The 11916-nt window shown below is 39.0% G+C and carries 12 protein-coding genes, 2 tRNA genes, 2 rRNA genes and 1 pseudogene; 4 read left to right on the top strand and 13 right to left on the bottom strand.

Annotated elements, in window-relative coordinates; all coding sequences use genetic code 11:
• Positions 1-112: 112 nt before the first annotated feature.
• Positions 113-352, top strand: a pseudogene (locus tag DES38_RS11455) (tyrosine-type recombinase/integrase); the annotation flags it as partial.
• A gap of 47 nt (positions 353-399) precedes the next feature.
• Here the strand turns inward: DES38_RS11455 and groL are convergent.
• Together groL and groES are read right to left on the bottom strand one after the other, a co-directional pair.
• A complete protein-coding gene (gene groL, locus DES38_RS11460) occupies positions 400-2022 on the bottom strand; it encodes a chaperonin GroEL (protein WP_110252237.1) in 1623 nt (540 codons plus the stop codon).
• A 112-nt stretch (positions 2023-2134) separates the two neighbouring features.
• Positions 2135-2419, bottom strand: a complete 285-nt coding sequence (gene groES, locus DES38_RS11465) for a co-chaperone GroES (protein ID WP_110252238.1) — start codon at positions 2417-2419, stop codon at positions 2135-2137.
• 324 nt (positions 2420-2743) lie between these two features.
• On the opposite strand from groES, the gene DES38_RS11470 reads away from it, so the two are divergent.
• Complete coding sequence (locus tag DES38_RS11470; RefSeq protein ID WP_110252239.1) at positions 2744-3463, top strand: CPBP family intramembrane glutamic endopeptidase; 720 nt, start codon at positions 2744-2746, stop codon at positions 3461-3463.
• Between the two features lie 6 nt (positions 3464-3469).
• A complete protein-coding gene (locus DES38_RS11475) occupies positions 3470-3697 on the top strand; it encodes a DUF4305 domain-containing protein (RefSeq protein ID WP_110252240.1) in 228 nt (75 codons plus the stop codon).
• A gap of 91 nt (positions 3698-3788) precedes the next feature.
• Here DES38_RS11475 and DES38_RS11480 read toward each other — a convergent pair whose 3' ends face one another.
• Together DES38_RS11480 and DES38_RS11485 are read right to left on the bottom strand one after the other, a co-directional pair.
• On the bottom strand, positions 3789-4295 hold the full coding sequence (locus tag DES38_RS11480) for a hypothetical protein (protein ID WP_110252241.1): 507 nt from the start codon (positions 4293-4295) through the stop codon (positions 3789-3791).
• Between the two features lie 321 nt (positions 4296-4616).
• Entirely contained in the window at positions 4617-5252 is a 636-nt protein-coding gene (locus DES38_RS11485) for a redox-sensing transcriptional repressor Rex (RefSeq protein WP_110252242.1), read from the bottom strand.
• A gap of 209 nt (positions 5253-5461) precedes the next feature.
• On the opposite strand from DES38_RS11485, the gene DES38_RS11490 reads away from it, so the two are divergent.
• Positions 5462-7387, top strand: a complete 1926-nt coding sequence (locus tag DES38_RS11490) for an ABC-F family ATP-binding cassette domain-containing protein (protein ID WP_110252243.1) — start codon at positions 5462-5464, stop codon at positions 7385-7387.
• A gap of 228 nt (positions 7388-7615) precedes the next feature.
• On the opposite strand, the gene tsaD is transcribed toward DES38_RS11490, so the two are convergent.
• From tsaD to DES38_RS11535, 9 genes are all read right to left on the bottom strand, one after another.
• A complete protein-coding gene (tsaD, locus tag DES38_RS11495; RefSeq protein WP_110252244.1) occupies positions 7616-8644 on the bottom strand; it encodes a tRNA (adenosine(37)-N6)-threonylcarbamoyltransferase complex transferase subunit TsaD in 1029 nt (342 codons plus the stop codon).
• Positions 8641-9090, bottom strand: a complete 450-nt coding sequence (gene rimI, locus DES38_RS11500; RefSeq protein ID WP_110252245.1) for a ribosomal protein S18-alanine N-acetyltransferase — start codon at positions 9088-9090, stop codon at positions 8641-8643. Before rimI ends, tsaD begins: the two co-directional genes overlap by 4 nt.
• Positions 9083-9775, bottom strand: a complete 693-nt coding sequence (gene tsaB / locus DES38_RS11505; RefSeq protein ID WP_110252246.1) for a tRNA (adenosine(37)-N6)-threonylcarbamoyltransferase complex dimerization subunit type 1 TsaB — start codon at positions 9773-9775, stop codon at positions 9083-9085. The genes rimI and tsaB overlap by 8 nt, the downstream gene beginning before the upstream one ends.
• Positions 9772-10230, bottom strand: a complete 459-nt coding sequence (gene tsaE / locus DES38_RS11510; RefSeq protein WP_110252247.1) for a tRNA (adenosine(37)-N6)-threonylcarbamoyltransferase complex ATPase subunit type 1 TsaE — start codon at positions 10228-10230, stop codon at positions 9772-9774. The genes tsaB and tsaE overlap by 4 nt, the downstream gene beginning before the upstream one ends.
• Positions 10231-10232: 2 nt before the next feature.
• Positions 10233-11210, bottom strand: coding sequence for a thiamine-phosphate kinase (gene thiL, locus DES38_RS11515; RefSeq protein WP_110252248.1), 978 nt, complete (start codon positions 11208-11210; stop codon positions 10233-10235).
• A gap of 239 nt (positions 11211-11449) precedes the next feature.
• Positions 11450-11526: transfer RNA gene (locus DES38_RS11520), tRNA-Asp, on the bottom strand.
• Between the two features lie 5 nt (positions 11527-11531).
• A tRNA-Met gene (locus DES38_RS11525) sits at positions 11532-11608 on the bottom strand.
• 50 nt (positions 11609-11658) lie between these two features.
• Positions 11659-11773 (bottom strand): 5S ribosomal RNA (rrf, locus tag DES38_RS11530).
• A gap of 56 nt (positions 11774-11829) precedes the next feature.
• Positions 11830-11916, bottom strand: a 23S ribosomal RNA gene (locus DES38_RS11535); the annotation flags it as partial.

Genomic DNA, 11916 nt, shown 5'->3' on the forward strand with positions numbered 1-11916 from the left:
AGTTTCGTGATAGAATGAAGCATAACAATCACCCCTTTTACTATACTATACCCTGTTTTAAATACCCCTTATCCCCAAAATTGCGTAAGAACCCAAAACTACTTGACGGTTACAACATGTGACATTACACTCATTCAGGCATACCCATACTTCATTATTAATGGAAGTCGATGTTCATATTAAAGAGATACAGGAGCGACTAGGCCACTCTGATATAAAAACTACAATGGATATTTATGCCCATATGACAAAGAATTTGAAAAAAGAGGCTTCCACTAAGTTTAGTAACTTAATGAAAGACCTCTCTAGTAAAATTTCTTCAAAACATGAGCAAAATCATGAGCATGAGTGATACACAACACTCATAAACATTGTTGCAATAAGGTTTTAACACCTATATTACATCATGCCGCCCATTCCACCCATACCGCTCATATCAGGCGCACTGCCTTCTTCTTTGATTTCTGCAACAACCGCTTCAGTAGTTAAGAACATTGCTGCGACTGACGCTGCATTTTGAAGTGCTGAACGGGTTACTTTTGTTGGGTCAACAATACCAGTTTCAAGCATGTTTACCCATTCGCCTGTTGCGGCATTATAACCAATCCCAACTTTTTCGCCTTTTAAACGTTCAACAATTACTGATCCTTCAAGACCAGCATTAATTGCAATCTGTCTTACTGGTGATTCTAATGAACGAAGCACGATATTTGCCCCTGTTGCTTCATCACCTTCAAGTTCAAGTGATTGAACTTTTTGATAAACGTTCATTAATGCCGTACCCCCACCAGCAACAATACCTTCTTCAACTGCTGCACGTGTAGAGTTTAAAGCATCTTCAATGCGTAATTTACGTTCTTTTAATTCTGTCTCTGTTGCTGCGCCTACTTTTACAACCGCAACACCACCTGCTAATTTCGCTAGACGTTCTTGTAATTTCTCACGATCAAAATCAGATGTTGTCTCCTCAATTTGTCCGCGGATTTGCGCAACACGTGATGAGATTACTTCAGGATTACCTGAACCTTCAACAATTGTTGTCGTTTCTTTTGTGACAACGACTTTTGAAGCACGACCTAGTTGTTCCATGGTTGTACTCTTCAGGTCAAGACCTAAATCTTCCGTAATCACTTCAGCACCTGTTAAGGTAGCAATATCTTCTAACATCGCTTTACGACGGTCACCAAAACCTGGTGCTTTAACCGCAACCGCATTAAATGTGCCACGTAGTTTATTCACAACAAGAGTAGCAAGCGCTTCGCCTTCTACATCTTCAGAAATTAATAACAACGGTTTTCCTTGTTGAACAACTTGTTCAAGAACAGGTAACACGTCTTGAATCGTGTTGATTTTTTTATCGGTAACTAAGATATACGGATCTTCTAAAACTGCTTCCATTTTATCTTGGTCACTTACCATGTACGGTGATTGGTAACCACGATCAAACTGCATCCCTTCAACAACCTCAAGTTCTGTTGAGAAACCTTTTGACTCTTCAATCGTAATCACACCATCATTACCAACGCGTTCCATCGCCTCAGCAATTAATTGACCTACTTCTTCATCAGCGGCTGAAATGGCTGCAACTTGTGCAATCGAATCTTTACCTTCAATAGGTTTAGAAATTGCTTTTAATTCTTGAATTGCAACAGCAACAGCTTTTTCAATTCCTCGACGTACGCCAACTGGGTTAGCGCCTGAAGCGACGTTTTTAAGTCCTTCTTGAATCATCGCTTGCGCTAATACTGTTGCCGTCGTTGTACCGTCACCTGCAACATCATTCGTCTGAGAAGCAACCTCTGAAACAAGTTGTGCCCCCATGTTTTCGAATTTATCTTCAAGTTCAATTTCTTTCGCGATTGTTACACCATCATTCGTAATCATCGGTGCTCCAAATTTCTTATCTAAGACGACGTTACGTCCTTTCGGTCCTAATGTTACTTTAACTGCATTTGCTAAGGTATCGACACCACGCATCATTGAACGACGTGCGTCTTCACTGAATTTTAATTCTTTAGCCATAATTTTTTTCCTCCCTAACTTCATTCTGTATGATCTTACGGATTATTCTTCATTTAATTATTAGATAAATCTTTTAAAGAGTAACTGGATTATTTATAGGAACCCTTGCTAATTAGCCAATGATTGCTAAAATATCATCTTCACGTAGGATTAAATAATCTTTGCCTTCGTGTTTTAATTCTGCACCGGCATATTTCGCAAAAATAACGCGATCGCCTTCGTTAACGTCTGGCGCTGTTTTCGAACCATTATCTAACAAACGACCCTCACCTACACTTACCACACGACCTTGTTGTGGCTTTTCTTTCGCTGAATCCGGTAAAACTATCCCACTTGCTGTTTTTTCTTCTTCTTCAACAATCTCGATAATTACACGATCTCCTAATGGTTTAAGCATTATGAAATCCTCCTTCATGTATTCTAATGGTTTATTTTTGGTTTTTAGCACTCGTCAACTAAGAGTGCTAACACAATTATTATCATAATGAATTTATAGGTATTTTGCAAGTCTTACGATTAAATTTTTTTCGATTTTTTTTGTTTTTTCAAAAGATTTCATACGTCTTATGAATCCGCTTAACTAATTGCAGCACAACTCACCCATTCATGTCATTCACTATTTCATCATGATTTTTTTCATCTTTCCAATTGTCTTTAGTTAAGCAATTCAAGAAGTTATGGTAAACTTAGTCTATTGTTGTCCAAAAGGAGTGATTCATTAATGTCTAAACGTTATTGGGGGATTATCATCACCTATGTCATTGCGCAACTATCTGGTTTTGTTGTCATTTTCTACAGTGAATTTCAACAACTTAGCGAACGGGTTATGCGTGATCTACTTATTTACTGGCAAGTGGGCAGTTTTATTCTTGCTTTAATTATTTCATTGCTGTTGTTATTAAAGGAAAAAGACTTACCGAAAGATCCGAATCGAACCGATGTACCAATTACGATTATTTGGTCAATCGCTGGTGTCTTTTTAGCTTTTCTCGGTCAGATGATTGCCAACCTTATTCAAATAAACGTCTTTAATATTGATCAACAATCACAGAATACACTTGATATTATGGCGATTGCCTTTAATTATCCGATTTTTATCATTGTTGTAAGTGTCGTTGGCCCAATTTTAGAAGAATTAATTTTCCGTAAAATTATCTTCGGTGAAATTTATAAACGGACGAACTTTTGGATAGCTGCTATTATCTCTGGCCTCGCATTCGCGCTCATTCATTTCGACTTTACACATCTACTTGTTTATTTTATTATGGGACTTGTATTTAGTTTTCTTTACGTTCAAACAAAACGGATCATCGTACCAATTTTCGCCCATGTAGCAATGAATAGCATCGTGATAGTTATTCAATTTTATATGCAAACACCAGAAATGCAGGAACTGATTGAACAAATGCGTCAGGTCCAAATGATACTTATTGGAGGTTAACAAGTTATGCGTATTACACCAATTGTCCATGCCTATTTTAGTTTAGGCATTGGCTTACTCTTTGTTTTTTTTGCTTTTGAAGCAGTTGAAGAAACCGTACTAAATCCCTTAACGTTATTCTTAACCCTTTTAGCAACTTTTCAACTTGCCGCAAGCTATCGCTTGTTTAAGTTACATGTGAAAGTTAAGCAAAAACAGCAAGAAAAGAATAATAAAAATGACAAGGATCAATAAAAATGACGCTCTTCTCGACTTGAAGAGCGTCATTTTTATTGCAATTGATTACCATTTTAGCACAACCCTTAAATGCGCCCCTGTTATTCCCTCATCGGTCATATTGACTCGTGGTCACACCAATTAATTGGTCCGCATTAAAAGCAAATTCAACATTAATCTGGTTTCGTTTATCAAAGTAACCTATGATCTCTGCCCCCGTCTCTATTCTTTCATAATAATGCTCACCATAATTATTAATAACCGACGTTTTGTGATCTCCCACTCTTACCCCTTGTCCTGTAGGATAGGTATCGTCGATCACATAACGTCTAACATAACCCTCATTAATCGTTACTACAATGCCGTCATATATATATTGTTTTGACTGAGCATTATCAGCTTCTACTATTTTCTCAGGCTGACCAAAAGCTACTTCAACTTTAACCTCAGAATCACCAAGCGATACTTGATTGACCGTTTCTTCTGATAAATCAATGCTTGATGTTTCGGTAAAAAAATCCACATTACCTTGAGCAGAAACGTCACATCCTAGCACTATCCAACTAAGCAACATTAGCTGCATGAGAAGCGCTACACTTTTCTTCTTTCTTCGCATTTAAAGACCCTCAATTTCTCACTTGAATTTTTGTTGATTGAATTGATGACTTTTACCGTACATCTTGATTATTAGCCTCACCGAAACGCAAACTGATTTTCACGGTAGCTTAGCCTAAGCGGTGACTGCTTGCCCTTACCGCCCTTACGAGTGACTTGAGATGGGGGCTTTTCAACTCTTGATGATATTCACCTTCAGTGTACGGCAAGTCTACTCTATCCCTTAGCTTTCCCAAAACAAGCAAGCACCGTCTTTTCAATTACAAAGATCGGTGCTTGCGGCTTAGCTATAATGACTAGATTTTATCTGACTCGTTATCGATTATAATGCGTTAGGGTAATGCTTCATGAAGTATACAAGAGACTGTAACTCAACAGCTAAATCAATGTGATGTACACGAACGCTATCAGGTACCGTGATTCTAGCCGGTGTGAAGTTTAAAATGCCCGTAATGCCACATTTAACAATCCGCTCAGCAATAGGCTGAGCAACTGAACCTGGCACTGTTAAGATTACTGCTTGAACATTTTTCAAACGGTCTTCCATCTCATCAATGTGATAGACCGTCACGCCACCAATTGTTTCACCAATCTTACTCGTATCCGCATCAAATGCCATTTCAATTTTTGTATTATTGTTTTTCGTAAAATTATAATGTAAAAATGCTGTTCCTAAATTACCAACACCGATGAGTGCCACATTGGTTGTTTCATCTTGATCAAGCGTTTTACGGAAAAAGCCTAATAAGTATTCGACATTATAGCCGTAGCCTTTTTTGCCTAAAGCGCCAAAATATGAAAAGTCACGACGAATCGTTGCTGAATCTACCTTAACAGCCTCACTGAGTTCCTTTGATGAAACACGTGTCTTTCCTTGTAAATGTAAATTATTTAAAAAACGATAATAGAGCGGTAAGCGTTTTGCTGTTGCTTGTGGAATCTTACTTTGTGCTGCCATAGTACATTCTCCTCTTTATTAAATGTTCATCACTGAATCGGTTATTTCTCAAGTTATATTTAGCTACCTTTAGTGTATCAGATTAAACAGTTTCTGTCCTATCAAATACGTACGGTCTCACATAACTTTAATTTTAACATAAAACTGGTGGGATTTGCTTGCTTGAAGTATCAAGGTTACGATACACTTAATTGATGAGGTGAGAAATTATGATAGTCATGCAAATGAATGGACTCGTTAAGCGTTTTGGCGCCGAGACGATTTTAGAAAATATTAAGTTAGAAATTAAAACAAACGACCGCATTGCAATCGTTGGGCGAAACGGCGCAGGAAAATCAACTTTACTAAAAATTATGGCCGGGGAATTATCTCATGATGAAGGTGAGATTCATCGACCAAAAGACGTAAGTCTTGGGTATTTAAGTCAACACACTGGACTTGAAACCGAAGAAACCATTTATAACGAAATGTTAACGGTTTTTGAAGACTTAATGCAAGAAGAACGCGTTTTAAGGCAAATGGAAGCTAAGATGGGCGATCCCGCTATACTTAGTGATGAAACAAGTTATCAGCAATTATTAGCACAATATGATCAGCGACAAGTTGATTTTAAAGAACGCGGTGGCTATCGTTATCAATCAGATATTCGTAGCGTCTTACACGGCATGCGCTTTTACGAAGACGATTTCGAAACAGCTATAAATACGTTAAGTGGTGGGCAAAAGACACGACTGGCTCTAGCTAAGTTATTGCTTCAAAAACCAGATTTACTAATCCTTGATGAACCAACTAACCATTTAGATATTGAAACACTAACATGGCTTGAGGGCTTTTTGAGCAGTTATTCCGGTGCCGTCGTCATTGTCTCACACGACCGATACTTTCTCGATAAGATCGTTAATATCGTTTATGAAATTAGTCGCAAACATTCGAAAAAATATTACGGTAACTACACCAAGTTTCTTGATCAAAAAGCACTTGATTATGAACAAGAGTTAAAACAGTTTGAAAAACAACAAACAGAAATTAAAAAACTGGAAGATTTCGTTCAAAAAAACCTCGTCCGCGCTTCAACGACCAAACGTGCACAGTCACGACGAAAACAATTAGAGAAAATGGATCGTCTCGACACACCACAAGGTGACGAGAAAAAAGCATCCTTTTCCTTTGATGTTGCGCGTCGTAGTGGTAACGATGTCTTAAAATTGCACGAACTAAGCTTTCGTTATCCTGACGGCGATGAGGATGTATTTCATCATGTTTCATTTGAAGTGAACCGGGGCGATCGCATCGCTTTAGTTGGCTCAAATGGGGTAGGAAAAACAACCTTGCTTAAAATTCTGATCGGTCAACTACAACAAACAAACGGGGAAATTGAGTACGGCGCCAAACTTGATCTTGGTTATTACGATCAAGAACAAGCAAACTTAAACAGTCACAAAACGGTGCTTAATGAACTATGGGATGACCACCCGATGATGAATGAAAAAGATGTTCGTACCATTTTAGGTAACTTTCTTTTTAGTGGCGACGATGTCTTAAAATCCGTGTCGCTTTTAAGCGGGGGTGAGAAAGCGCGCGTGTCCTTGGCAAAACTAATGCTTAAAAAAGCGAATGTGTTAATCTTAGATGAGCCAACAAACCACTTAGACTTAGATAGTAAGGAAATCTTAGAAGCAGCGCTGCTCTACTATCCTGGAACACTTATCTTTGTTTCGCACGACCGGTATTTCATAAATGAAATTGCAACAAAAGTTGTCGAACAGTCACAAACTGGCGCTGAGGTTTACCTTGGTGACTATGATTACTATTTAGAAAAGCAAGCCGAAATGAAAGAACTCGATGCATTGAATCAACACACCCAGATAACGACAACAGCTGAAGTTAAACATTCCTTCGCATCAGCTAAACAGAAAAAGCAAGATGAACGAAAGAAGCAGCGTCACATTGAAGAGATTGAACAGATGATTGAACGCTATGAAGAAGACATTGAAGCAAATGATCAATTGTTATGTGAACCTGATGTTTTTCAAGATCATGAACGCGCCCTTGAATTAACTGAAGCAACGCATCAACTAAAAGCAAAGATTGAGCAGTTAATGGAAGAATGGGAAAGCTTGCACGAGGAAGAGTAACAGTCATAATAACACGTAGAACGTTTCAAATTGTGGATAAACACATATTGGTTATTCCGAAAAGTTATACACAGGATAAACCCATTTATATAAGTTATCAACCAACTTATGCACATTATCCACAAGTTTTCTCTAACTTATCCACAGGAATTACCCACATCAGCAAGCTTGCTATTCCTAGATTTAAAAAAGTTACCCACAATCATAATTTAGATTGTGGGTAACTTTTTATCTGTCTCCGTACATTTCTAAGTCTAATCCAGGGTTGGCATTTAGATCTAATCCAGCTCGATTTCCTTTTTGATAAGCAATGTATCCAGCAGCACCAATCATCGCCGCATTATCTGTGCAAAGCGCAAGCGGTGGAATGGCTAAATGCATGTCAGTTTCACTAAACGCCTCTGTTAACGCCTCGCGCAAACGAGAATTGGCAGCGACACCACCGGCAACAATCACTTGCTTTACTTGAAAAGCTTGAGCTGCCTTCTTGGTTTTATGAACCAATACTTCAACTGCACTTTCTTGAAAACTACGTGCAATGTCTTCTTTCTTCAAGACTTCGCCCTTTTGCTTGGCATTATGGACAGTATTGATAACTGCTGACTTTAAACCGCTAAAACTAAAATCATAACTGTCTTCTTCTAAATAAATTCGTGGAAAGTTTAAGGTATCTTCGCCGGTTTGCGCAAGCTTATCGACAAGTGGTCCACCCGGATAAGGGACACCTATCGTACGCGCTACTTTATCATAGGCTTCACCACAAGCGTCATCACGTGTTTCTCCAATGACTTCAAAGACACCATGTTCTTTCATTAAAATCAATTCCGTATGTCCACCAGAAACGACTAAACTAAGCAGTGGAAACTCAAACGGTTCTAATAATTGATTCGCATAAATATGACCCGCAATATGATGAACACCAATGAGTGGCAGTTGATGACTGAATGCTAAAGCCTTTGCTACAGACACGCCCACCAAAAGTGCACCGACTAGTCCTGGACCTTCCGTGACTGCAATAGCATCCATCTCTTTCATTGTCATATCCGCTTTTGATAACGCCTCTTCCAAGATATACGTTACTTGTTCAACGTGATGACGCGAGGCTACTTCTGGAACGACGCCACCAAAACGCTTATGGCTCTCAATTTGTGATGCAACGACATTACTAATGATTTCTTTTCCATCTTTAATGATTGCTACAGCAGTTTCATCACAACTGGTTTCAATCGCTAAAATATATACTTGATCTTTTTTCATACTAGTGTCACCCACATAACTATCGCATCCTCATTATTATCGGTATAGTAATTTCTTCTCGTTCCTGCTTTTTGTAAATGAAACTTCTCATACAGTGTTTGTGCGGCAATGTTAGACGTACGCACTTCTAATGATAAGGTTCGCGCTCCTTTTACCATCGCTTGGTTTAAAACATATTGAAATAATGTGCTCCCATAGCTAAACTTGCGATGATCGGGATCAATTGCAATGTTTGTAATCTGTGCATCATCTAAGACAATCCACATCCCACAAAAACCAATAATTTCATTATCTTTTTCTATCACATAGTAGTAAGCAAATTGATTTTCTTCAATTTCTTTTTGATAGAGCGCTCTATCCCATGGCGTCTTGAAGGAACGCCGTTCAATTGCTGTTACTTGTTCTAAATCACTCGTTTGCATGAGACGAATAGCTACCTTACTCATTTGTATCTGCCACCTGTTTTTCTAACCACTTTACTTCCGCTTCAACAAGACGTAAGTAATTAGGGACTAGCTGATGTGGATCGACTGCTTCCTCTTTTTCACCTATTGTAGCTAATAACCCGGGGTTAATGACATGATGACCTTTAGGTAAGAACTGTGCCGCTTGACCAAGGGTGTCTTCTATTAATGCACGGTAATGTTCAATATCAGGACTAACAAAAGTAATCGGTGCTTTAAAAGTTTTCAATGATTGTAACCAGTCTTCAAATAAGATGTTTACTTCTTCCTTAACTAAGTTACCTGCTTGGTCATATAAACCGGTAAAAACTAATCCACGTCTTGCATCGAAAAACGGACAAACGTAAGTATGATCAATCGCATTAAGTGCCAACGCCTTTAAACTTGATACAGCCGCAAGTGGAATATTTAGTGTCCAAGCCATAGTCTTCGCAACAGATAAAGCAATTCTTACCCCTGTATACGATCCGGGACCTTTTGCGACGACAATTTTTGTCAGGTCTGCTGGCTTGATATCTGCATCATGCATGATATAATCAATCGCTGGCATTAACCGGGTGGAATGTTTATTTTTATTAACTGAGACATAAGACTCAATCACAAGCCCCTCACGGTACAAGGCAACTGCTAAAGCATCATTTGTCGTATCAATTGCTAAAATCGTCATCTAGAAAGCTCCTTTACGACATATTCAAAAAAGGATCCGATTGGCTTAAACACAATCATTCGGCCATGCTCTGCTTCAGTTCGGGTGATCTCAATTGCTAAACGTTCTTTAGGTAAAAAGGACGCGATAAATGACGGCCACTCTACGACTGTAATACCGTCACCATAGAAATACTCATCAAAGCCAATATCTTCTTCCTGATCTTCCAACCGATACGCATCTATATGATACAGTGGTTTTTCACCTTGATATGTTTTTACAATGGTAAAGGTTGGACTATTGATGGTCCGTTTCACCCCAAGTCCTTTCCCAAGTCCTTTTGTGAACGTTGTTTTACCTGCGCCTAGATCACCGGTTAAGGTCACCACATCATTAGGACGAAGTAGCAATGCTAATTTTTGTGCTAATTGTTCTGTTTCTTCTGGTGTATTGACTTCAAATTCTTTCACCGTCATATTCATCCCTCATTTTTGTGGGTGTAACCACGTTTTTCAAGCGGTGTGATTATCCCGGATTTCCTTAAAAAGACATTCCCATTTGTATTGGGTTGATCTTTAATTTCACCAATAATCGTGAGTAATAACCCCTGCTGATTGGCGATGTTTTTTAATTCACGCATATGTTGTGGTGCAACAGAGCCGATTAATTCAAAATCTTCTCCTCCACTATATTTATAATACGTTTGTTTCTCTAAGCAGAACTGTTTAAGGTAAGGATTGATAGGTACCTGTTCATCATCAATATAAACCGTTTTATTAGAAGCTTGAGCTAACTCATGTGCTTCACTACTGATGCCATCACTGACATCATTTAATGCTAAGCGATCTAGATGAGTCAATTGGTGCGAGAAATGCACACGTGGTGTTGGTTGGCGATGTCTCGCCGTAAGGTAATCGACACCGTCCGATGCTTCTATTCGTCCAAGTAACAGGTCTAAACCTGCACTTGAGTCGCCCAACGTACCGGTGACGAATAATATATCACCAGCTTCCATTGCACTACGGTATCTCGCCTTACCTTTTGGTACGATGCCATGAATGGTCACCGATATAACGAGTTGCTTACCGGTGACCGTATCACCACCGATTAAATCCATATCGTATCCTCTTGCTAAATCATCCATTCCTTGATAAATCGATTGCAATTCTTCATCTGTATACTCATCAGGGATCACAATTGAAATCATATATGAAGTGGGCCAAGCACCCATTGCAGCAATGTCACTGATGTTTGCAGCCAAAACCCGATAACCAATATCATATGTGGACATTGTCTCTCTTGAAAAGTGCACCTCATCTACCATCGTATCAACAGCTGTAATGATGTCATGATAGCCTTCTCTAATTACCGCACAGTCATCACCAATCCCCTTAATCACACTGCTTTGACGATAATAGGATTGTTTAATGCTATCAATAAATTTAAATTCATCCATTTAACACACTCCTCTTTTAGGTTGAGGTTACGTTAAAGTTATCATAGCAAAAATCCGCCAGGAAATCGAAGATTTACAGGATGTTTTTTAATTTCCTCTCAAATAAAAAACCACAGATCAATACTGTGGCCCGTTTGATTTTTAACATTTACCGCGTGTATACTCGGTTAATTTTTGACATTAAAAAAACCATATCGTTATTCTTGAAAGAATAAGATACAGTTACCTTTTTAAAAAAATGGCGGTCCGGACGGGACTCGAACCCGCGACCTCCTGCGTGACAGGCAGGCATTCTAACCAACTGAACTACCGGACCAAAATTGGTTGCGGGGATAGGATTTGAACCTATGACCTTCGGGTTATGAGCCCGACGAGCTACCAGACTGCTCCACCCCGCGACGTTAATAATATAAGACTATTATACTTGATTCATTGCCATTTGGCAATGGCTTAGCGACGTCCTACTCTCGCAGGGCGTAAGCCCAACTACCATCGGCGCTGAAGAGCTTAACTGCTGTGTTCGGCATGGGAACAGGTGTGACCTCTTCGCTATCATCACTAAACCAAAGGGCATATACCCTGAAAACTAGATAAGAAGTCTGACAGACAGTTAAAAATTTTAGTTAAGTCCTCGATCGATTAGTATTCGTCAGCTGCACATGTTGCCATGCTTCCACCTCGAACCTATCTACCTCATCGTCTCTGA

It is taken from the genome of Streptohalobacillus salinus, assembly GCF_003201605.1.
Lineage (GTDB): Bacteria > Bacillota > Bacilli > Bacillales > Amphibacillaceae > Streptohalobacillus > Streptohalobacillus salinus.

Excerpts from the sequence above, each read along its gene's own strand:
- DES38_RS11475 (WP_110252240.1), top strand. The coding sequence starts at position 3,470 with ATGCGTATTACACCAATTGTCCATGCCTATTTTAGTTTAGGCATTGGC.
- DES38_RS11485 (WP_110252242.1), bottom strand. The coding sequence starts at position 5,252 with ATGGCAGCACAAAGTAAGATTCCACAAGCAACAGCAAAACGCTTACCG.
- DES38_RS11470 (WP_110252239.1), top strand. The coding sequence starts at position 2,744 with ATGTCTAAACGTTATTGGGGGATTATCATCACCTATGTCATTGCGCAA.
- thiL (WP_110252248.1), bottom strand. The coding sequence starts at position 11,210 with ATGGATGAATTTAAATTTATTGATAGCATTAAACAATCCTATTATCGT.
- DES38_RS11490 (WP_110252243.1), top strand. The coding sequence starts at position 5,462 with ATGATAGTCATGCAAATGAATGGACTCGTTAAGCGTTTTGGCGCCGAG.
- tsaD (WP_110252244.1), bottom strand. The coding sequence starts at position 8,644 with ATGAAAAAAGATCAAGTATATATTTTAGCGATTGAAACCAGTTGTGAT.
- groES (WP_110252238.1), bottom strand. The coding sequence starts at position 2,419 with ATGCTTAAACCATTAGGAGATCGTGTAATTATCGAGATTGTTGAAGAA.
- rimI (WP_110252245.1), bottom strand. The coding sequence starts at position 9,090 with ATGAGTAAGGTAGCTATTCGTCTCATGCAAACGAGTGATTTAGAACAA.
- groL (WP_110252237.1), bottom strand. The coding sequence starts at position 2,022 with ATGGCTAAAGAATTAAAATTCAGTGAAGACGCACGTCGTTCAATGATG.
- tsaE (WP_110252247.1), bottom strand. The coding sequence starts at position 10,230 with ATGACGGTGAAAGAATTTGAAGTCAATACACCAGAAGAAACAGAACAA.
- tsaB (WP_110252246.1), bottom strand. The coding sequence starts at position 9,775 with ATGACGATTTTAGCAATTGATACGACAAATGATGCTTTAGCAGTTGCC.
- DES38_RS11480 (WP_110252241.1), bottom strand. The coding sequence starts at position 4,295 with ATGCGAAGAAAGAAGAAAAGTGTAGCGCTTCTCATGCAGCTAATGTTG.